The following is a 19,656-nucleotide window of genomic DNA, read 5'->3' as shown; positions in this document are numbered from 1 at the left end:
GTCCGCCGCACCAGCGCTCCCCCGCCTGCACCTCCCGTGCCGCCGTTGAGGTCCCGCCGCCTCCTCTGACGCTCCCGCGCCCGCCGCACCGTTCAAGGAACCACCGCTTGCGCTCCGCTCCCTCCTCCAGTTCCGACGGCTACGACATAGCCCTGAAGGTCCTCCTCGGCGCCTTCGCCGTCGGCCTCCCCCTCGCCTCCATCGCCTGGCTCGGCGGCAACCTCACCGCCTGGGCCACCGGCACCGGCACCTGGGCGCCCTACCGGCCGGCCGATGCTCTCCTGCGCCCCGAGCAGCTGTGGCCGCAGGCCGGAGAAACGTCTCTGCTCCTGACCACCCGCGTCATCCCCGTGCTGGTGACGCTGCTCCTCGCCGCCGCTGGCGGAGCCGTGTGGCTGCGATACAAGAACCGAGGTGGTGGCCGGAAGAAGAAGGTCGACGGGATGGCCAAGGCCCGCGACATCGAGCCGCTGCTCGCCAAGGCCATCGAGTCCAAGGCGCGCTCGCTGCGGCCGAGCCTGAAGGCCGCCAAGCACATCGAGCCACGCGACGCCGGCGTCCTCCTCGGCAACCTCGCCGGAACCCGTCACGAGGTCCGCATGGGCTTCGAGGACGTCGCCGTCGCGATCATGGCCCCGCGCTCCGGCAAGACCACCAGCTTGGCGATCCCCTCCATCCTCGCCGCGCCCGGACCGGTCCTGCTGACCTCGAACAAGGCGGCCGGCGACGCCTACACCGCGTGCCTCGACGCGCGCGCCGCCGTGGGACGGGTGTGGTCGATGGACCCGCAGCAGATCGCCCACGCCGAGCGGACCATGTGGTGGAACCCGCTCGCCGACGCCAAGACCCTCGACGGCGCCGGACGGCTCGCCGGGCACTTCCTCGCCGCGAGCGTCGACGCCTCCCAGCAGGGCGACTTCTGGTCGAAGGCCGGCAGCAACGTCCTCTCCCAGCTGCTCCTGGCCGCAGCCCTGGACGAACGGCCGATCACCGACATCATGCAGTGGCTGGCCTTCCCGGCCGACCGCACCCCGCTCGACATCCTCCGCGATCACAATTTCGCCGCGGTCGCAGCCCAGCTCAAGGGCACCGTCGAGGGCCCGCCCGAGACGCGGGACGGCATCTACGAGACCGCCCGCCAGTACGCCGCCGCCCTTCTCAACAGCGACATCGCCGCCTGGGTCACCCCGCAGAAGGACGTCCCCGAGTTCCGCCCGGCCGACTTCGTGACGTCCACGGACACCTTGTTCTTGTTGTCGAAGGATGGCGGAGGCGGCGCGAGCGCACTGATCGCGGCGTGCGCAGACTCCGTGATGCGGGCCGCGACCGCCCAGGCCGAGCGCGCCGGCGGCCGGCTCGACCCGCCGATGCTCGCGATCCTCGACGAGGCCGCCAACGTCTGCAAGATCTCGGACTTGCCCGACCTGTACTCCCACCTCGGGTCGCGCGGGATCATCCCGATCACAATCCTGCAGTCCTACCGCCAGGGCCAGAAAGTGTGGGGTGACGCGGGCATGGACGCGATGTGGTCGGCGGCCACGGTGAAGGTGATCGGCTCCGGCATCGACGACCCGGACTTCGCCGACAAGCTGAGCAGGATGATCGGCGACCACGACGTCGAGACGACCAGCACGTCGGTCTCCGAGTCCGGCAAGTCCACCTCGATCAGCATGCGGCAGGAACGGATCCTGCCCGCCGACGCCATCCGCGCCCTACCCAAGGGCAGCGCGTTGTGCCTGGCCACCGGCATGCGCGTCGCCATGCTCGACCTGCGCCCCTGGTACGCCGAGCCCGGTGCCGACGAGCTCGCCGCCGCCTCCGCCCGCGCCTCGCAGGCCATCACCGCCCGCGCCATCGCCAAACAGCGACCGTCCAAGGGCGACTTCGAGCAGGCCGCGTAACGGTCCTCTTCCCCTGCCGCTGACGGGCCCCGGCCCTGTCCGCGCACACCGGCCCCACGAACAGGACGTTCCTGAACGGAGGTTCTCCCACGTCTCCCAGCACCCCGACCGCGCATGACGTCGCCTGTGCGCTCACCGGCCGGATCCGTCCCGGCGCCGCACCCCGTGACGCGACCGTGAACTTCGCCGCCCGTCGGCAGGCGGTGGCCGGCGACGGTCCCCGCTCCTGCCGCGGTCCGATCACGGCCTTCGCCCAAGCGATCCCCGCCACGCTCTTCGGCCTGCCCACAGACGCTGATCCACTGGCCACCGCCCGCGACCACCACCTCCTCGCCCAGCCCGGCACCCGCATGCCCCCGGTCGCTTCCCCGACCGTCACGCGAACGACCAAGTCGGGGCGGGGCATGTGACGCCGCCCGAGCACGAACACCCCGTCAGTCCGCAGTCACCGGAGATCCCGATGCCTGCTCGTCTCCTCGCCCTGGCCGAGGAGTTCGCCAGCTTCCACGACGACCTGCGACTCCTGCGCGTCGGAGAGCACCTCTCGCGGGAGATCGCCGAGGCCCTCGCCACGCGGGCGGGCGCCATCTCCTGGTACGTCCAGGACGTCCAGAAGGCCGCCGCACGGATCCGCCTGCCCCTCACTCCCGTCGCCCACGACGTGTACATCCGGATGACGCTGCTCGCCACGCAGGCCGCGACAACCGCCGACGACCTGCGGATCACCGAGAGCCTCCTGCGCACCCTCTCCGCTGAGGAGATGGCGCAGCGGCCTGGTGGCCGTACGAAGCACGTCCAGGACACGCTCATCGAGGCGGGGCGGCACGTGGATGCGGCCAGGACTCTGACCGCCCTGGGAGCACCCGACCTCGTCGGTGCCGCCGCCGACGTCGCGGGCGCGGTGCGTGCCCAGCACGGCGCCGAGCCCGCCGCTGTGATGTCGTCCTCCCAATACCGGTGCCTCCTGGCCGTCGCCCAGGGCTACGTCAGCGTGGACACCCGAACGGTCGAAGAAGCCTGGCTGCGGTTGGACCGGCTGTCCATGGCCACGGTCCGCTCCCTTGAGGCGCGGAACTGGGTCACCCGCGCGCCCCACCCGCTGGACACATCGCTCTCGGTGCGCTTGTACCTGACCGACGCCGGCCGCGTGGCGCTCGCCTCTCGGCTCGGCCGTCCCCCCGCCCCCGCCTCGAACCGGCCTGCCGCGCTCGCGGCGCAGCCCGCCCGAACCCGACTTCGCTGATCCAAGGACCGCCGCGCCGGCGCCTGCGTCGCGCCGCCCGGCGGCAGGGCCGGTGCTCGCGATTCCCTCGTCTTCTCTTCTCCAAGGAGTCCCGCTTCTTGACACACCCGTTCACTCCCGGCCCGATCGATGAGGACCTGTGGGCCCTGACCCAGTACCTGCTGAAGTGCGGCGACTTGCTGGACGACCTCACGCGGCAGCCGGGCGAGGCACCACAGCAGCTAGCGGACACCATCCGTACGGGCAGCGCCCTGTACCGGACCTCGCTGCACACCGGCAAACTTCTGGCCCAGGCGGCACTCTCCGACGCGTCGACCACCGTCGACGGCCAGGAAGCGATCACCGTCCTCCGTCGACTCACCGAGGCCACCTCGAACGCCGCCGCGCGCGCATCGGACGCCGTCTCCGCCCTCGCCCACGGCGACACCGCCTCGGCCGACCAGTTGCTGAAGCAGTCCCGCGCGCACCTGTACCGAACGCCGGTGGCCGTCCAGGACGTCAGCGGCGCCCTGCTGCGGCACGACGGCTACCTCTACGCCCAGGAATGGGCGGCGCGGGAGAACCTCGGCACCAGCACCCCCACCGTCAAGGTCAGCGAAGCCCAGCGCAGGGGCCTCGCCGCGTTCGCCTGCGGCGAGGCCGTCGTCCACGAGAGCGCCGCGGGCACCCGGGAAGTCATCGCCCCTCTGTACGCGCACATGAGGGGAACCACCATCGACGCCCTTCTGGACAAGGGACTGATCAGCCTCACCCAGCTCGTCCAGCAGGACCGGTACGGCGTACGGCTCACGACCGCCGGCACCCAAGCCCTCCTGTCAGCGCGTCCGGCACAAAACCGCGGCCTCGTAAGCACCACGCCGGCACCGGTCAAGGCGAAGGGCACCACACCGCCCGCGCGTACGCGACGGTGACACCCCTGCCCGCGAAGAAGCCGCTCCGCCGGCTTCCCGCGCATCCGAGCGCACCGCAGCCTCCGTCCCGGCGCGACGGCTAGGGAAGCCGGCCCGGCTCGCCATCCCACCGCCCACCACCTTCGTCCGTCCGTCCCCCGCAGTCTGCACGAGGACATCACCATCCACATCCCCGCGCCGTCCTCGGTCGCCGTCCCGCTCGACCCGGCCCGCGCCGCCCGGCGGATCACCGATCGCGTCCTGCCCCGTTACACCGCCGCCAGGGCCGACGCCCGTGAGGCTGCCGCCGCTCTGGCCACGCGCCGCATACACACCCCGCGCCGCTCCCGGGCCCGCGCCGCACCCTCTGACGCTCCCTGCCTGCCCATAGGCCGACCGAGACACCCACACAAGGAGACCATCCTGTCCAACCTCACTCATGCACTCGCCCTCTACGACATGGCCGGCCAGGTCGACCGCCTCCGGTTCCAGCTGCGGACCCTGCCGCCAGCACCTGCGATCCCGGCCGTGGACAGCGTCTCCGCCCGCGTCGATCACGGAAATTCCCAGTGGCGAAAAATCCGCGATACCTCGCCCTCGGAGTGGGAGGACGTCGTCGAGTTCGACGCGGCCATCCTCAAGGGCATCGCCCGCGCCAACGCGACCGGGAACACCCTGCTGGGCGAGGCGTTCCTGCACCGATCGCGCGTCCCGCTCGGCGAGGCCCCGATCGACCACGTCACCAGGGCCGAGCGCGCCGCCCTCGACGACGTCGAAGCCGAGGCCGCCAAGCTGGGCGTGGTAAATGGCCGCTCCCCCTGGAGCTGCCGCGGCGACGCCGAGCAGGACAACTTCGGTCTCGCGTCGTGATCCCGCCGAAGGGGCTCGTGCTCGACCTGTTCGCCGGACCCGGCGGCTGGAGCCTCCCCCTGCACCGCTTCGGGATCCGCGACGTCGGGCTGGAATGGGACGAATGGGCCTGCAAGACGAGGGCGGCGGCCGGTCTACTGACGATCCGCACCGATGTGGCGACGTACCCGGCATGGATCTTCGCCGGCAGGGTCCGGGGGTTCATCGCTTCGCCGCCTTGCCAGGCATGGTCCATGGCAGGCAAGCGCCTCGGCCTGGTGGACCAGCCACTCGTCCACCAGGCGGTCGCCGATCTCGCCGCCGGCCTCGACACCCGCACCAAGCTCCTGGTCGCCTGTCGCGATGAACGCTCCCTGCTCGCGGCCGAGCCGATGCGCTACCTGCACGCCCTGAACGCCGTCGGTGAGCCGGAGTGGGTGGCCATGGAAGAGGTCCCTGACGTGCTGCCGCTGTGGAAGCAGTACGCGCAGATCCTGAGGTCCTGGGGCTTTTCCGTGTGGTGCGGAATCCTCAACTCCGCGGACTACGGGGTGCCTCAGACCCGGCGGCGGGCGATCCTGCTCGCCTCCCGCGTCCGTACCGCCGAACCCCCGACGCCGACCCATGCCCCGGTCGCCGAGCCCGAAAGCCTCTTCGGGCCGGGCCGCGCCCGCTGGGTGTCCATGGCCGAGGCCCTCGGCTGGGGAGCGACCGACCGTCCCGTCCCGACCGTCTGCGCCGGCGGCGGGCCGGGCGGCGGGCCCGAACCGTTCCCGTCGGGCTCCCGCAAGACCCTCACCGACGCGCGAGAGCGCGGCACCTGGATGCCGCGTCCGGACGGAGTGGTCCTGAACTCCCGCCGCGAACGCACAGGGTGGGCGGCCCGGCACGGCACCCGCGAGAACCGTGCCGCCACCACCCCGGCGCCGACGTTCACCTCCGAGGCGCATCGCTGGTCGTGGTCTCTGCGCAGCAACAACCAGGCCAACGCCACCGTCCGGTCCATCGAGGAGCCGGCAGGCACGCTGTTCTTCGGGCACCGTGCCAACGAGTGCACCTGGGCCGCCGAACCGGTCCCGACGTCGGCGCAGGACGGCGAGGTGCCCTCGGTGCCGGAGCCGATCCGGATCACCGCTCGCGAGGCCGGCCTGCTGCAGACCTTCCCCGGCGACTACCCGTGGGCCGGAAACAAGAGCCAGCAGTTCTCGCAGATCGGCAACGCGGTTCCGCCCTTGCTCGCCGGCCACCTCCTCGCCCCCCACCTCGGTGTCACCCTCGACCCCAACGACTTCACCCTGGCCGCTTGATGCCCCACAACCTCGATCCAGACGAGGACGATCTCGACACGATCCCGGCGCCGCAGCCGGTGTTCCATGTCGAGCAAGCCCTCCTCGGCGCCCTTCTTCTCGATCCGCGACGTCTCGGCGACGTGACCGGGATCTGCGCCGACTCGTTCTCCACCGCCGCGCACGCCGCGGTATTCGCCGCGATCAACGCCCTGCCGCCGCCCGACCCGGACGAGCACGCGAGGAACATCACGTGGCTCAGCAAGGTGCTCGCCTCGGGTCGGGAGCAGGCACGCGGCTTGACCGCCTCCTACCTGCACACCCTCATCCAGGTCTGTCCCTGGCCCCGGCACGCGGCGGCCTACGCGCGGATGGTCGAGGCCGAACACGCCCGCCGCCGGCTACGTGCCGCCGCCGAGCACCTCGTCCAGACGGTCCACGACGCCTCCCTCCCGCACCCCGTCCCGACAGTGCTCGCCGAGGCCGACGCGCTCGCCGCGGTCGTGGACGACATCGCCACACGCTTCCCCCCACGCGCCGGCGCCCTACCCCGCACGCCTGTGTCCCCGCCGGCCATCGTGCCCGACGACACCGAGGCGGCAGAGGAGGAGCAGTTGCTGCTCGCGACCGCCACCGCCCGCCCCGCCGACATCGAGTCCGTACGGTGGCTGCTTGCCGACGACTTCACCCAGCCCCTGCACGCCGGCCTGTGGCAGTGCCTCACCACCCTCGTCCGCCGCCACGAGCCCGTCGACCCCGTCACCGTCCTGTGGGAAGCCCAGCAGCGCGGCCTCCTGCACGACGGACGCGAGCCGAGCGACGTACTGCGTCTTCTCGCCGAACCCGCAGGATCCGTCGAACACTGGAGCCAACGCGCTCTCACGCGCTCGCTCCTGACCACGGTGGACCACGCCGCCCGCCGCATCCAGGCGTACTCCGACGACCCGATGAACACACCTTTCCAGCTCGTCGCCGGTGCCCGCCGGACCCTCGCCGACATCGGCGCCGTCCGTACCCGTTGGCAGCATGCCACCGGCCGCCCGCTGCCCCAGCGAGCGCGGGCCGCGCCCACCACACGCGCCGGCCCCTCGACGCGCCGCGCCCCCGTCGTCTCGCCGCCGTCCGCGCGCCCCGCCGCACGGGCCACCGCCGGCCGAACCCCCTAACCTCCGAAGGACCCGATGCCGTACGCCTCCGCCGACGCCCACGTCCACTTCGCCCTCCACCCCGACCACCATCCCGCCGTCATCGCCACCACGACGGGACCCACGGCCGATGCCGCCCGCTCTCACCTGCACGACCACGGCTTCCGCAGCACCGGCCCGACCACCATGGTCCTGGCCCGCATCGACCGCGAAGAGCCCCACTACACCGCCCAGGCCGCCGAACAGCTCCAGCAGCTCGGGTTCACCACCGAGATCGATCCCGCCCTCCAGGAGGAGATCGACACCGAATGGACCTGGGCGAACTACCCCATGCCCTGGTGCACCCGTGAGGAGATCCGCGAAGTCGGCGCCGAGGCCCAGCGCATCCACGACGACATCGCCGAAGGCCGTCTCGTCATCCACCTGCACGCCCACGACGGCCACACCACCGTCGCCGTCGGCTCCTACACCACAGGCGTCCGGCGCCACGTCCACCTCCACGGCGAGAACCACCTACGACAGAAGACCGACATCGCGTTCGGCACCGAGGCGGAGGCCGTCGCCGAGTTCCACCGGCTCTACTCCGTCGCCGTCCGCCCTGGCCCCGCCCCTCTCACCGACCTCGAACAGGCCGTCTGCCGGCTCCTCGCGGGCACGACCCCGTCCACTGCCGAGGAGACCTCCGCGCCCTCGGCCGAGCCTCCGGTCGCGGAGCTCGGCGAGCACGAGGCGTTCCTCGCCGCCCTCTTCGACGAGGACTGCCAGTGGGAGAGGTACCGCCCCTCCGACGAGACGACCATCGCCTCCCACGAATCCCTCACCGTGCGAGCCGAGTTCGACCACGAGGCACGGCACCGCACCGACGTGGCCTGGACGGTCGCCGAGTACGACGGCCCGGTCGGCGAGCGCCTCTGGCACGCCACCCTCACCGCCGGCACCCCCGGTCCCCTGATCCACACGATCCTGCAGCACCTCGACGCCCCGCCCCTCACTACCGCGGACCACCCGGACGACGTCCTCCACGAAGCCGCCTGGCACCCGGCGAGCCACCCGGCCCGAACCACGTGGGCGGCGCCGGACGGGACCATGGTCTTTGAGTCCACCCCGCACGCCGTGGCAGACCGATGGACGCTGTACGGCGGGGAGGACCTCGAAAGGGCGGCGTGGACCATCCGTCTGTCCGCCGGCGTTCCCCACGATCTGCTGGCCCAGCTCGCCGAGACCGCCGCCGACCTGTTTCCATCACCCACACGGCCGGCCCCGAGGCCGCTCCCGGCGCCCATCTCCCGGCTCCCCGCAGCCGTTCCCGCCCGGCACTTCCGCGGCCGGTAACCGGCCCGGCCCCGATGCCGTCGACGCTCTGCGCTTGCCCCACCGCCCCTGACCTGCACAGATGCGGATTCATGCCGGTTAACACTGTCCGGCGAGCTAGCTTTCGGGGAGCGCGAAAGCTAGATTAGGAGTGACACATATAACTTGACGCACACACCAAATATGCGTCAACTTATTTGCGTCACACTGCCGGCCTTAAACTAGCGACGCAGATTACGACGCCAACTTTCGGTGCGGGAAGATTAGCAATGTCGCTCGCGGCGCAGATTAGCAATCGCGTCGCCGCAAAAGTTTGGGGCCGACGCGGACAGAGATGTCCACGCCGGCCCCTCCCGGACGGCCGTCCTGGGTCGTGCCCCGACCCAGGACGGCTTAGCTCCTCAGGAAGACCCAGACTGCCACGCAGCTGGCCAGGAAAGACATCACCCCCGCCGCTACGGCGCAGATGGCCTTCACCCTCTCAAGCCCCATTGAGGGGCTACCTCCTGACGGACGTTCGGGCTCCCGCCCCGATGAACCACACATGGGTCCACCTTCCTGCAAGGGGCACGCTGGATTCGTGCTCCGGACACGGCGGCTCGTACACCGAACCGCCCGTGCGGAGCACGAGCCATGAGGCCCCCGTAAGAACGGGCGACAGGACGCCCACAATAGCGGCTGTTGAACCCTCTGCGCGACCCCAAGATAAAAGCCGGACAGCAGACCCCGAAGGCTAACGTAAGCACTAACACAAGGCCCTTATCGTCAGGCCAACAGTAAACGTTTCGCATTGGGTTTCCAATATGTACTTTGGTGCCTCTAGGCCCTCCGCGGAGCCGGCCTGCAGTAGCGTGTAGCGGCATGACGGTGCTGATCATCGGGGCCAGCGGGTTCCTCGGGATGGAGCTGGTGCGCCAGGCGCGCGCCGCAGGCCGTGCCACGGCCGCGACGTTCCACTCCCGCCCCGGCGGCGCTTCCGGGACCTCGTGGCACCAGCTGGACCTCCGCGATGCCAGCCGCCTCGACGCGGTCCTCGACGCCGTGGCCCCGACCGCGGTGATCAACGCCGCCAGCGGCGAAGCCAATTGGGCGGTCACCGCCGACGGCCCCCTCCGCCTCGCCGTCGCGACGGCGAGCAGGGGGATCCGCCTGGTGCACGTGTCCAGCGACGCGATCTTCTCCGGAGCCGACGTGCACTACGACGAGACGGCCCTTCCCGACCCCGTCACGCCTTACGGGGCCGCGAAGGCCACCGCAGAGACGGCCGTACGCCTCCTGCATCCCTGCGCGGTCGTCGCCCGCACCTCACTGATCATCGGCGACCGCGGGTCCGCGCACGAACGCATCGTCCACGAGCTCGCCGTCGGCACGCGGGAGGGCGCGCTGTTCACGGACGACGTCCGCTGCCCCGTCCACGTCACGGACCTGGCAGCCGCTCTCTGGGAACTCGCCTCTTCCGACGCCACCGGCGTCTTCCACCTGGCCGGCCCCGACGCCGTCAGCCGCCACGCCCTCGGCGTACTCGTCGCCCGCCGAGACGGACTCGATCCCGCCCTTCTGCCCGCCGGCCGCCGGACCGACAGCACCCTGCCCGGAGCCCTGGACGTACGCCTCGACAGCCGCGCTACGCAGCGACGGCTAAGCACCCGGCTCCGCGGAGTACGAGAGTTCCTGGGGAAGGGCTGACGAGAGAGGGTCAGCCCTGGTCGGCTCCACGACCGCATGCTGTGGGCGTGGGCAGCCTGCTTATTCGAGACAGCGGTTACCCGTCCAGACGATCCTCCCGGCGAATCCTCCCCGCTCGCCCGCCTTCGCAGCCCGAATGGCCTCCAGCCACTCGGGGCTGATGCCGAGGTCGGCAGCGAGCGCGAGCAGCACCTCCGCCACGTCCGCGAGCTCGTCGGGCGCGGACACGTCGTCCGCGTGCAGGAACTCCGCGACCTCCTCGCTCAGTTTCTCCCGCAGCCGGGCCCGATACTCCTTGGGGCCGGCGATGTAGGTGACCGGCTCAGCCCCCTCGTTCCGGATGATCTGCGGGATGCGGTCCCGTACCAGCTTGCCGACCCCGGGGGTCGTCTCGGTCTCCGGCATAGGTCTTCCTCCGCTCGTTGGGTGGGGCGGGCGTTCCCCGGTGGAGGTGGAGTAACGCACACCGTCAGCCCTGTTGTTCCAATCCACCTCGACCGCCCGCCCACGGCGGGTACGGAGGCGCGAGCCGTCTACGGAGGGGTCGGTGTCGGGCGTGGTGCGATGAGCGTGGGGTAGGTTCCGGCCCATGACGCTGCGTTCGGTGGATCTGCGTAAAGAGCCGGTGGAATCCGTACTGGACCGTGTCGAACGGTCGCTCGGGACAAGCCTGGACCGCGAGAGCGTGGTACGGAAGCGCCGCTCGGTGGGCGCACGTACGGGCCGTGGTACGTGGGTGCGTGTCGAGCGACGCGGGCTGGACCGGATCGGGGTCCAGGGCGGGGACGGTACCGCGTCCGCGGAGGCCGTGTCCGAGGTCGCGAAGCCGGCCTGGTTCGCCGGGGTGGCGTGGCGGGACGAGACGGAGCCGGTGATGTGGCGGGCGGACGAGACGGAGCTGCTGCCCGGAGCGCCAGTGGGCAACGCCGTGCTGACAAAGGAGCCGCAGCTGACCGAGAAGTGGTGGGCCGCGTTGAACACCTCCCTGGATGCTCTCGGAGCGCAGCACACCAACCGGATCGCGACGCCGGACACCGAGACCCTGACACAGGAACTCATCACAGGGACAATCCACGGTGTCTTCCCCGGCGTTGATACGTCCCTGCGCGAGTGGCGTCCGGCCCATGCCGACCTCAACTGGGCGAACATGACAGCGCCGGCGTTCTGCGTGTTCGACTGGGAGGACTGGGGCATGGCCCCACGCGGCCTGGACGCGGCGAACCTGTGGGGGGCTTCCCTCGCCGTCCCGTCCCTCGCCGACCGAGTCCGCAGCGAGCGGCGTGACGATCTGGAGAGCCAGGGCGGCCGGCTGATGACACTGTTCATCGCCGCGAAGATCCTCGGCCCTTACGCCGACCCGGACGACCCCCGGCTGGGGGCCGCCCGGGAGACGGCGGAACGAGTGATGATGGAACTTCAGACACGCTGACGACGAGCCCGGAGGAGCCGTCGGTGTTCCGGACGCCTAGGTTGTCGACCTCGTACGTCAGAGTCTCGACCAGCTCGTGCAGGTGGTCGACTCGTCTGCAGCGACCGCGACCGCGTCAACCGGGGGCAGTTGGAAGGCGGAACGGTAGACCGCCTGGACCGTGGCCGACTCGGGAAGTGGAGGATTCCCTGTACGAGCACGTGTGACGTCGACTCCCCCGCCAGTCGGCCGACGTGCTCGCCGTATCAACCTGGGACGCGACGCCTGGCGAGGAACGCCCTCGGGGCCGTCCCCCAGGGCGGGCTCGCCTCGGCCGATGGGTGTTGGGGACGGTTGCGACGAAGACTTCATCGCGGTTCCCTGGGTGCGTGCCACAGCCGGTGTGGAAGATCGACGCGACGAAACTGGCCCAAGATGAGGAAGGAGCGCGGCTTGTCCCCAGAGGACGTGACAGACCGGATGGAGGTTGCCGGCCCGGTGATCCACTACTGCGAGGCAGGCGTGCATTCACCCTCGGTGTCTCGTCTGGGGGATCTGCCCCTGGCCTTCAGATGCGCCCCCGACGACTTGATTGCCGGCCCACGCGGAGAAGCGTCCCTGATTGGCCTTCGGTACGCGGCCGGCCTCACAGCAGTGAGCGTGGCAGCTCGTCTACAAGGAGACCCGGTGGGCCACGGACAACTCATCGACTGGCACAAGATCCGGGACCTTGTGAAGGGGAGGAAGGCGGCAGCGAAGCTGCTGCCGGATCCGGAATCCGCGGGGCTGCTGGGCGGCGCCCTGGCCCGGATGTACGGCCGCCCCGGGTTCTGATGGACGCGTGGATGCGGAGTCAACCGTCGGACGTGCCTCCGAAGCCCCCTTCCAAGGGCAGGAAGCACCCATCCGTACGAGCAGCGGAGACCTGGGAGGGCCTCAATGAGCGGCAGCGCACCTATCTGGCAGCCTGCTACCAGGAGGACCAGGAGGTTGAGCGTCAGGTGACGGCTGCACGCGCGGCCGGTTCGGGTAAGCGGATTCCCGCGGCGGAGTGGAGAAAGATCCCATTCACGATCAAAGCCGACCCGGAGTTCACGGGGTACACGGCCCTTCAGGACCGCCTACGGGTACTGGGGGAACATGACGCTGGTGCTGGCCAGACGTTCAAGGCACTGGCCACGCGCGGGCTTGTCGTGGTCTCGGAGGACCAGGTCGAGGTGTTCCCCCTGGGCTTCGTTCCACGAGTCCTGGTGGAACTCACCCGCTTGGGCCGAGCCTGCGCGCGAGCAGGTCTCGGTGAGGCACCTTCGGCACGGCGGCCGACGCACCTGCTTTCAGAGTGGCTGTGGTCCAGTCTGATGAAAGTGGCTTCCGCCGAACCGGACGGTCTTTCAGATGATGAAATGTGGGGGAGGGCGAAGTTCTACCTGGGAACGGGGTACCAGCCGCATGGGCCTCACGGAGGCAGAAGCCGGGGTTTGATCGACGAATTTCCGGTGACTGAAGGGGAAGGCGAGGAGGCGTTCGTACGAGAGTACCGGTGGCGCCTGACTGACGCCGGACGCCAGCACATCACCGCATACCGGGACACCTATCGAGGCATGTACCCAAAGGTCGCCATCGCGGAGCTTGCGTAGGAGGTTTCCGCACACTCCATCACCCGAACTGATGAATTATCGCTCTGATGGCTGCGAGGCGTTGGTACACACCTAAGGTCGACGAGGTGAACGCACGCTCTACTTACGTCAGTTCATTGCATGACGCCGAGGTCCGGCATGTCGTCATGACTGCTGCTTCAATGGCCGCGAGGGCACTGACCGGGTCTGACAGCAGCACAGACCCGGAAGTCCGTCTCAAGGAGATGATGGACGCCCACGCGAGGATCCTCTGGGCGTGGGGCCCCGGAAAGCCCCTGACCTTCACCAAGTTTCGGGAGATGCTGACGGAGGACCTGTCGGCGCTGCTGCCCGACGGTGTGGACGCCGGCGAGATGTCGGGCTTCTACGCCATTACCGAGGATGGGGAGTTCGAGGAGGACTCCTACGATCTGGAGATGGAGCAGCGGACCGTCCTGGAAGCCCTCGAGAAGGCGTCCTGGAACGGCCGGTCAGCGATGGGTGCACGAGTCGGCGACGAGTTGCACCAGACACTGGTGCACCGGGAACTGCTGAAGGGCCGCTCCCAGGAGTCCTACTGCACATGGCGGTCCGCTCTGATCAGAACTCCGGCTGGGCCTGCCGGGGAACTCCGCCGTCTTGATCTCCCCGCGAAGCTCGACGAGTTCTACGAACCGATCCGGTTCGACGCGCTTTATGACCAACGGTGGTGGTTCGCGTGCCCGTTCTGCTCGTGGCCCATGAAGATCACGCTGCATGGCGAGAGGCGTGGCTCTGCGGGAAAGGTCCGTTGCTTCCACCGGCCGCACGCCCGGCAGGGAGCACGGTACGAGTTCACGGTTCCGGACAGCGGCAAGGCACCAGAGTTGCGGCCCGTGGGCAGGCCGTTGAAGCCCGAGGGGAATGCGAGCGTCCTGTTCAAGGACATCACGGACCGGATCCCCGAGCCAGCCCCGGAGAAGGGGCACAGGGCCCTGGTGCGGGGGGTATGGCGATGCACAACGATCCCGGGAATCCCCGAGCTGGGCTTGTATGACGCGTTGTCGAGGCCGGCCGTGAAGAAGAAGGGCGTGGTCGTGGCTCTGTGGCCGGATCTGGACACCTACGACCTGCTCGTCACGGTGGCACGGAAGCCGGGGGTGAGGACTGAGTTCAAGGTCGACGTGAAGGACTACACGTACGCAACACTCCTCGCTGACAAGATCACCGCTGACCGGGGTGACAAGGGCGGTGCTGACTGGCTGATTGTTCCGGACTTCCGGTACGACACGGTTCCGATGCTGGAGGACGTCAGCCGGAAGTGGATGCGGGTGGCGACCGCTGGGGACTTCGGCGCGCGGGTGTGCAAGGAAGCGGGTGCGACGTGGGCGTGACGAAGAAGCTGTCGAAGGGTGTCGGTTCGGCGTCCGCCGCGCTGGCCTTGGCGGCGCACTACTTCCCGGAGAAGGACGATGAAGGCCACTTGGTGGCGTCGTTCCGTCACGCGTCGTTCTTCTTCACTGGGCACCTGGACCTGTGGGACCAGTGGCGGGAGATGCCGCTCGCGGACAAACAGCGGATCGCCGGTGTCATCCGGTACGGACGGCAAGACTTCGCCTCGTCGGGGGTGTTCACCCGGTTCGTACGCGGCTGCCTGGCGGAGCAGTCTCCGGACGGCGGCATCCCGTTCGAAGCGGTGGGGGATCCCGGCAGCGCCGTGTCCGCAAGGCCGCGGGTCGGCGGCGATCTCCTCGCCCACGTCGACCGCATGTTGGAGAGGCTGTCAAAGTCGTACGGGCGCCGGAGGGCGCATCCCCCGGCCGACCCAGGGACGTGGCTCACGGCCAAGCGGTACGCGTCGGGGAAGGGCGAGATCGTCGGTCGGGCGGTCATCCCGGCAACCGGCACCTTCACCAGCGGGAAAGACCTCGATGACCTCCCCGAGGTGAACACGCTCCCCTACGAACCGGAGCTAAGAATCCCCACCGCCGATCTTCTGGACCACGCGAGGAAGGTCGACCAGGCCCGCTACGAGAAGCATGGCAAGGAGGGGTACCTCTTCGACGTCCTGTCCAGACTCTTCCACGAGCTCCAGACGACCGACGACATCAGCGTCGGTGACGCCCTGATGCTCCTCGCCGGGCCCATTGAGATCTTCAACGCCCCTACCGGAACCGGTAAGAGTGTCCTCGTGAGGGTCGCGGCATCCTGGCTCGCCGTCAACGGGTACGCCATCACTCTGGTCCTCCCAACCGTCGAGGCGACGCTGTCCGCCGCATGGGAGATCAAGGAAGACCTCAGTGCTCTCGGTAGTGAGAAAACCTGCGCCCCTCTGATGTCGCCCTCCCGGCTCCACGACCGGGCCATGAAGCTGGTCTCCCGCATCGAAGGCCCTCTCATCGGCCAGGACGACGAGACCCTATGGCGCCTCGATACCCTCTCCTACGGGTGTGCTCTCAAGCACGCGACGACCAGCACGCACCCGTACCCTCCGGGAAGCGAGTCGTGCCGGTACCTGGGCCCCATCCCCCCGATGACGGGGAGTCGGTCTTGCTCGTGGATGCAGACCTGCGGAAAGTACGAGCAGCAACGCCAGGCGTGCAAGGCCGCGGTCGTGGTGACCAACCACCACAACTTCATGGCCGGGCGAATCCACATCGGCGTCATGCTCGACGGCAGGAAGGCCGGCGACCTGTCCGTGGCCGAGTTCGCGTTCCGCCGCTCACACGCCGTCCTGATTGACGAGGTCGACCAGTTCCAGTCGGTAGCGGTTGACATGTGCTCCAGCGACCTGATCCTTGACTCCCGGCAGCGCAAGAGCGTTCCTCTTCGCGACCTGGACGACGACCAGCGGATCATGTCGTCCGAAGCCATCAAGGAGTTGTGCCCCACCATCAGCCACGCCCGCTACCTGGCGGAATTCCTCCTCGCCGCACTGTGTACCGACGAGCTTCACCTTCGCTACTACGAGGGACGGGACGAGGCGAAGGACACACACGGTTCGAACAGCAGCATGTGGCACCTGTCCGGGTCACGGGACCGGCGGCTGATCACGCTCTTGTTCCCCGAGGAGGACGTCACCGATGTCCAGGAGATCCCGGCCGAGCTGTTCGACAAGCTGAACGCCTTGCACCCCGTGCACCCGGAATCGTCTGAGGACGCGCTCCCCCTGGGCCGAATCTACAGCACTCCCTTGGAACCGCACCTGGAAGCGGTGCGGGCGGCGCTAGGGAACCTCCTCGCATCACGGGGAGAAGACCTCCTCACCCAGGCCCGCTCCGAGATGGACAAGATCCTCAAGGATGTCGTCCCCAACGGCTATGACCGGGGCGAGGCCATCGAGCTTCTGATCGTCCGCGTATGGCTGGCCGAACTGGACATGACCCTTGAGCGCCTCCGAGGGAAGACCGCTCAGTTCAAGGCCGCCGGACTCCCCTCCGCGCAGAAGCTCGGAGAGAAGCTAGAGACAGGTGTGGCATCCGGCATCCTGCCCTATGGGATGCTCGGTAAGGGCGTCTTCGGCTACCGGGTCACCGGCCTGGACGACCCGGAGAAGTCCGCCGAACTCACCTCGCAGAGCATTTCCGGCGATCCCCACACCTACACGGCGCAGCTCGGCGGCATCGTGTCTCTCGTGCTGGCCGGCGTCGAGCGTCCGGTCATGGGCCTGTCGGCGACCGCCTACTTCCCCCAGGCCGTACGTGAGCATGTCCACGGCCACGTGAAGTGGTGGATGACCGACGCCGACCCGGAGAGCATCAGCGCCATGCAGGCGCCGCTCAAGGACGCACTCAACCGCGACATCCAGATCTCCGGACTCCCCCAGCACCTCAAGAGCAAGGCTCTCAACGCGCTCGGGGAGAAGCTCTACAGCGACAGGATCCACCCCGAGCTCAGCGAACTCCTCGAAAGCGACCCCGACCGGGCGCATGTGGCGGTCGTCGTCAACTCCTACGAGCACTGCCGCCACATCGCCGCCGGCATCTACGCATCGGGCGACTACCGCGACGGCCTGTGTGTCGCGGTTCCCCCAGACAAGTACCGGCGTGACCGGCTCCGGGAAGCCGTCAAACTCCCCCCTGGTGTCGTCGAGCTGACACCCGAGGAATTCACCACGTTCCCCAAGCGCGGGAAGATCCTCGTCGTCCCCATGGCGAGAATCGCGCGCGGCCTGAACATCGTCATCGGCCGGCGGTCGGCGATCACCAGCGTTTACCTGTGCACGCGGCCTCTCGCGCTGCTCACCGACCCGCCGGAGATGTACGCCTCCATCAACGCTGCCGGGCTCAACGCCGTCACTCCCGCGAGTGATCCTCTCGAAGTCCTGCACAAGGCGCGAGAGACAGCCTGGTCTCGGCTCCGGCTGATCATGCGCTCCGCGCCCGGGTTCGTCAGTGCCCACAAGACCCTCCAGGAGGAGATCGTGGCCGGGATGATCGTCGACATGATCCAACTCGCCGGCAGGGCCCGTCGCGGCGGCACGGACATGACGCTGCACCTGGTCGACTACGCCTTCCACAATGACTCGTGGAAGTCCGACCTGAAGAACATCCTGCGGCGTATGCACGAGAAGTGGACTCCGGACGTCCGGCGGAGAATGGATGCGATCTACCGCGAAGCGCTCGCCGCGTTCCTCGCGTACGCCGGCATCAACTCCGAGGATTCCGAGGGGCACTGATTACCCGTCCAGCCGTGCTACGGTGACGCACGGCTGGACGCGCACTGCCCAGGCGAATGACGGAAGCTCCCATGCAGCGACCGTTGGCCAAAGGCCCCGTTGGACCCGCGCGATGAAGCCCGTCTCGGGCACGAACATCACTGCCAGGCATCGTCATAGTCTCGGCGGGAAGCATGGGATACCGCGCGAGGGAACAGACATGCCCAAGCGGCAAACACCTTTGCAGAAGGACGCCCGCAAGCTCCAGCGGCGCACGGACTACACCTATACGCAGGCCCTGGCTATCATCCGCCTGCTCCAGAAGCCCGCAGCGCGATCGCCCCAGGAATTCACCGCCGTGGCTGAAGCTCTCCTCGCCGATGAGGATCAGGTCCACCTCTGCCCCGTCTACAGCGCTCTTCCCCTGGCAATGGCCAGGAAGCTGGGGGCCCACTACTTCATGGGAATCCATCGTCTCGCCAACTACATCACCAAAGACGACTGCCTGATCGGCCGCCGTGTACCACGGCCAGCGGCCGATGAGCTGCCCGATGCCGACGAGAGCCCCTCCTCTGCCTCGCACTCCCCCGTCCCGGCGTACCGCCATACGACCAGAAAAGGAGCACTCCCCCCGATGACCGCTCAGCTCCCCACGGGCCAATCATCCAGGGTCAACAAGAAGCAGCAGCTGAACGTCGCCGCGTACCTGTGCACCCCGCAGCTCCTCGACGGCGCCACCGTCGTGGTCCGCGAGTTCGACAACGGGTTCAAGAACCTCTGGAGAGGCTTCGACCGCGCATACAAGGGCCTCGCCGGCCGAGAAGAGGTCCAGGCTCCCCACTCCATCGTCACGACCGCGCTGCGCTGCCTGACCGGTGGCTACGTCCACTTCGACCCCTGGGCCGGCGTTCTCGTCACCCGCGTCGAGATCGACGACGACACCCTCCGCGACGCCTTCACCCTCATGGTCGGCATGGCCATGGGCGCCCCCATCGACCAGATCAGCCTCAACAATCCCGACCCGCTGGCCGTGAAGGTCGCCAGCACCCCGCAGGAACATCGCCTCCTCGCCGACTACCTCATCACCAACGAGAACGGCCAGCCGGACGCACCGGGTTGGGTGTACCGGACGGTGACGTGGGACCTGTCGATCCGCCTGGCCGCACGTCCATGGAAGGTTGACGCGCAAGAGATCACACTCCGCCCGGACAGCGAGGGCGGTCTGATCGCCTGGGGCCACCCCTGGTCGAACAAGAACGGCACCGCGCACTCCGTGGCACGCATCCGGCTGTCCATGAAGACCCTCCCCAACCTCTCCCACCCCGTGATCCTGGCCTCCTCCCAGGTGACACGCCTCAAGTCCAACCTGGCCTACGCGCGCAAGGTGCTGGTCGAGCAGGCTGACCCCGAACTCCCGCTGATCGAGGTCGAGCTGGACGGTCGCGGCAAGATCCGTCGGATCAACCGGATGGCACTCCAGATCCTCGCCAAGCTCGGCATGGACTACACCACCCTGAGCCTCATCCAGAACCGGGCCCAGTCCGAGACCGACTACGACGCTGCCACACAAGAAACCGAAAGCGTTGAAGGCGAGATCAGGGAAGCACTCCCCCCGATCGGCCCAGACAGCAAGATCCGCCCCATTCAGGGCAAGAGCTACAAGTTCCCCATCGGGCGCGGCGTCG

16 protein-coding genes are annotated in these 19,656 nt (G+C 68.8%); 15 read left to right on the top strand and 1 reads right to left on the bottom strand.

Annotated elements, in window-relative coordinates; all coding sequences use genetic code 11:
• Positions 1–107: 107 nt before the first annotated feature.
• The 9 genes from CCN56_RS04110 to CCN56_RS04070 all read left to right on the top strand — a co-directional run bounded on the left by CCN56_RS04110 (position 108) and on the right by CCN56_RS04070 (position 10,311).
• Positions 108–1,901, top strand: a complete 1,794-nt coding sequence (locus CCN56_RS04110; RefSeq protein WP_086823719.1) for a type IV secretory system conjugative DNA transfer family protein — start codon at positions 108–110, stop codon at positions 1,899–1,901.
• 176 nt (positions 1,902–2,077) lie between these two features.
• A complete protein-coding gene (locus CCN56_RS04105) occupies positions 2,078–2,311 on the top strand; it encodes a hypothetical protein (RefSeq protein WP_086823717.1) in 234 nt (77 codons plus the stop codon).
• Positions 2,312–2,361: 50 nt separating this feature from the next.
• Positions 2,362–3,144 (top strand): hypothetical protein, encoded by a 783-nt coding sequence (locus CCN56_RS04100; protein ID WP_086823715.1) that lies wholly within the window; start codon positions 2,362–2,364, stop codon positions 3,142–3,144.
• 98 nt (positions 3,145–3,242) lie between these two features.
• Positions 3,243–4,055, top strand: coding sequence for a hypothetical protein (locus CCN56_RS04095; RefSeq protein ID WP_086823713.1), 813 nt, complete (start codon positions 3,243–3,245; stop codon positions 4,053–4,055).
• 438 nt (positions 4,056–4,493) lie between these two features.
• Positions 4,494–4,904, top strand: coding sequence for a hypothetical protein (locus CCN56_RS04090; RefSeq protein WP_256961722.1), 411 nt, complete (start codon positions 4,494–4,496; stop codon positions 4,902–4,904).
• Entirely contained in the window at positions 4,901–6,190 is a 1,290-nt protein-coding gene (locus CCN56_RS04085) for a DNA cytosine methyltransferase (protein WP_179199679.1), read from the top strand. The genes CCN56_RS04090 and CCN56_RS04085 overlap by 4 nt, the downstream gene beginning before the upstream one ends.
• On the top strand, positions 6,190–7,335 hold the full coding sequence (locus CCN56_RS04080; protein WP_086823711.1) for a DnaB-like helicase N-terminal domain-containing protein: 1,146 nt from the start codon (positions 6,190–6,192) through the stop codon (positions 7,333–7,335). The genes CCN56_RS04085 and CCN56_RS04080 overlap by 1 nt, the downstream gene beginning before the upstream one ends.
• 15 nt (positions 7,336–7,350) lie before the next feature.
• A complete protein-coding gene (locus CCN56_RS04075; RefSeq protein ID WP_086823709.1) occupies positions 7,351–8,646 on the top strand; it encodes a DUF317 domain-containing protein in 1,296 nt (431 codons plus the stop codon).
• Positions 8,647–9,486: 840 nt separating this feature from the next.
• Positions 9,487–10,311: a sugar nucleotide-binding protein gene (locus CCN56_RS04070; RefSeq protein ID WP_086823707.1), complete on the top strand. Its 825-nt coding sequence runs from the start codon at positions 9,487–9,489 to the stop codon at positions 10,309–10,311.
• 60 nt (positions 10,312–10,371) lie between these two features.
• Here CCN56_RS04070 and CCN56_RS04065 read toward each other — a convergent pair whose 3' ends face one another.
• On the bottom strand, positions 10,372–10,716 hold the full coding sequence (locus CCN56_RS04065) for a nucleoside triphosphate pyrophosphohydrolase (protein ID WP_086823705.1): 345 nt from the start codon (positions 10,714–10,716) through the stop codon (positions 10,372–10,374).
• A gap of 184 nt (positions 10,717–10,900) precedes the next feature.
• Here CCN56_RS04065 and CCN56_RS04060 point away from each other — a divergent pair, with 184 nt between their 5' ends.
• From CCN56_RS04060 to CCN56_RS04040, 6 genes are all read left to right on the top strand, one after another.
• Positions 10,901–11,740: a hypothetical protein gene (locus CCN56_RS04060; protein ID WP_179199678.1), complete on the top strand. Its 840-nt coding sequence runs from the start codon at positions 10,901–10,903 to the stop codon at positions 11,738–11,740.
• 666 nt (positions 11,741–12,406) lie between these two features.
• Positions 12,407–12,553: a hypothetical protein gene (locus CCN56_RS42935; RefSeq protein ID WP_179199677.1), complete on the top strand. Its 147-nt coding sequence runs from the start codon at positions 12,407–12,409 to the stop codon at positions 12,551–12,553.
• A gap of 167 nt (positions 12,554–12,720) precedes the next feature.
• The gene (locus CCN56_RS42480) at positions 12,721–13,356 is read left to right on the top strand and encodes a hypothetical protein (protein WP_143664421.1); all 636 of its coding nucleotides are present in this window, start codon (positions 12,721–12,723) and stop codon (positions 13,354–13,356) included.
• A gap of 86 nt (positions 13,357–13,442) precedes the next feature.
• Positions 13,443–14,708, top strand: a complete 1,266-nt coding sequence (locus CCN56_RS04050; RefSeq protein WP_086823721.1) for a hypothetical protein — start codon at positions 13,443–13,445, stop codon at positions 14,706–14,708.
• Positions 14,705–17,992, top strand: coding sequence for a hypothetical protein (locus CCN56_RS04045; protein WP_256961721.1), 3,288 nt, complete (start codon positions 14,705–14,707; stop codon positions 17,990–17,992). The genes CCN56_RS04050 and CCN56_RS04045 overlap by 4 nt, the downstream gene beginning before the upstream one ends.
• A gap of 199 nt (positions 17,993–18,191) precedes the next feature.
• Positions 18,192–19,656 (top strand): pPIWI_RE module domain-containing protein (locus tag CCN56_RS04040; protein WP_179199675.1); only part of this gene is annotated, 1,465 nt, incomplete at its 3' end.

Source organism: Streptomyces sp. NRRL B-24572 (genome assembly GCF_002156145.1).
GTDB classification, from domain to species: domain Bacteria; phylum Actinomycetota; class Actinomycetes; order Streptomycetales; family Streptomycetaceae; genus Streptomyces; species Streptomyces vietnamensis.
The sequence above is the reverse complement of the archived record's forward strand: the minus strand, read 5'-3'. Positions and strand labels throughout refer to the sequence as shown.

Coding starts and splice junctions, on each gene's coding strand:
- CCN56_RS04100 (WP_086823715.1), top strand. CDS start 2,362: ATGCCTGCTCGTCTCCTCGCCCTGGCCGAGGAGTTCGCCAGCTTCCAC.
- CCN56_RS04090 (WP_256961722.1), top strand. CDS start 4,494: ATGGCCGGCCAGGTCGACCGCCTCCGGTTCCAGCTGCGGACCCTGCCG.
- CCN56_RS04060 (WP_179199678.1), top strand. CDS start 10,901: ATGACGCTGCGTTCGGTGGATCTGCGTAAAGAGCCGGTGGAATCCGTA.
- CCN56_RS04065 (WP_086823705.1), bottom strand. CDS start 10,716: ATGCCGGAGACCGAGACGACCCCCGGGGTCGGCAAGCTGGTACGGGAC.
- CCN56_RS04080 (WP_086823711.1), top strand. CDS start 6,190: ATGCCCCACAACCTCGATCCAGACGAGGACGATCTCGACACGATCCCG.
- CCN56_RS04070 (WP_086823707.1), top strand. CDS start 9,487: ATGACGGTGCTGATCATCGGGGCCAGCGGGTTCCTCGGGATGGAGCTG.
- CCN56_RS04075 (WP_086823709.1), top strand. CDS start 7,351: ATGCCGTACGCCTCCGCCGACGCCCACGTCCACTTCGCCCTCCACCCC.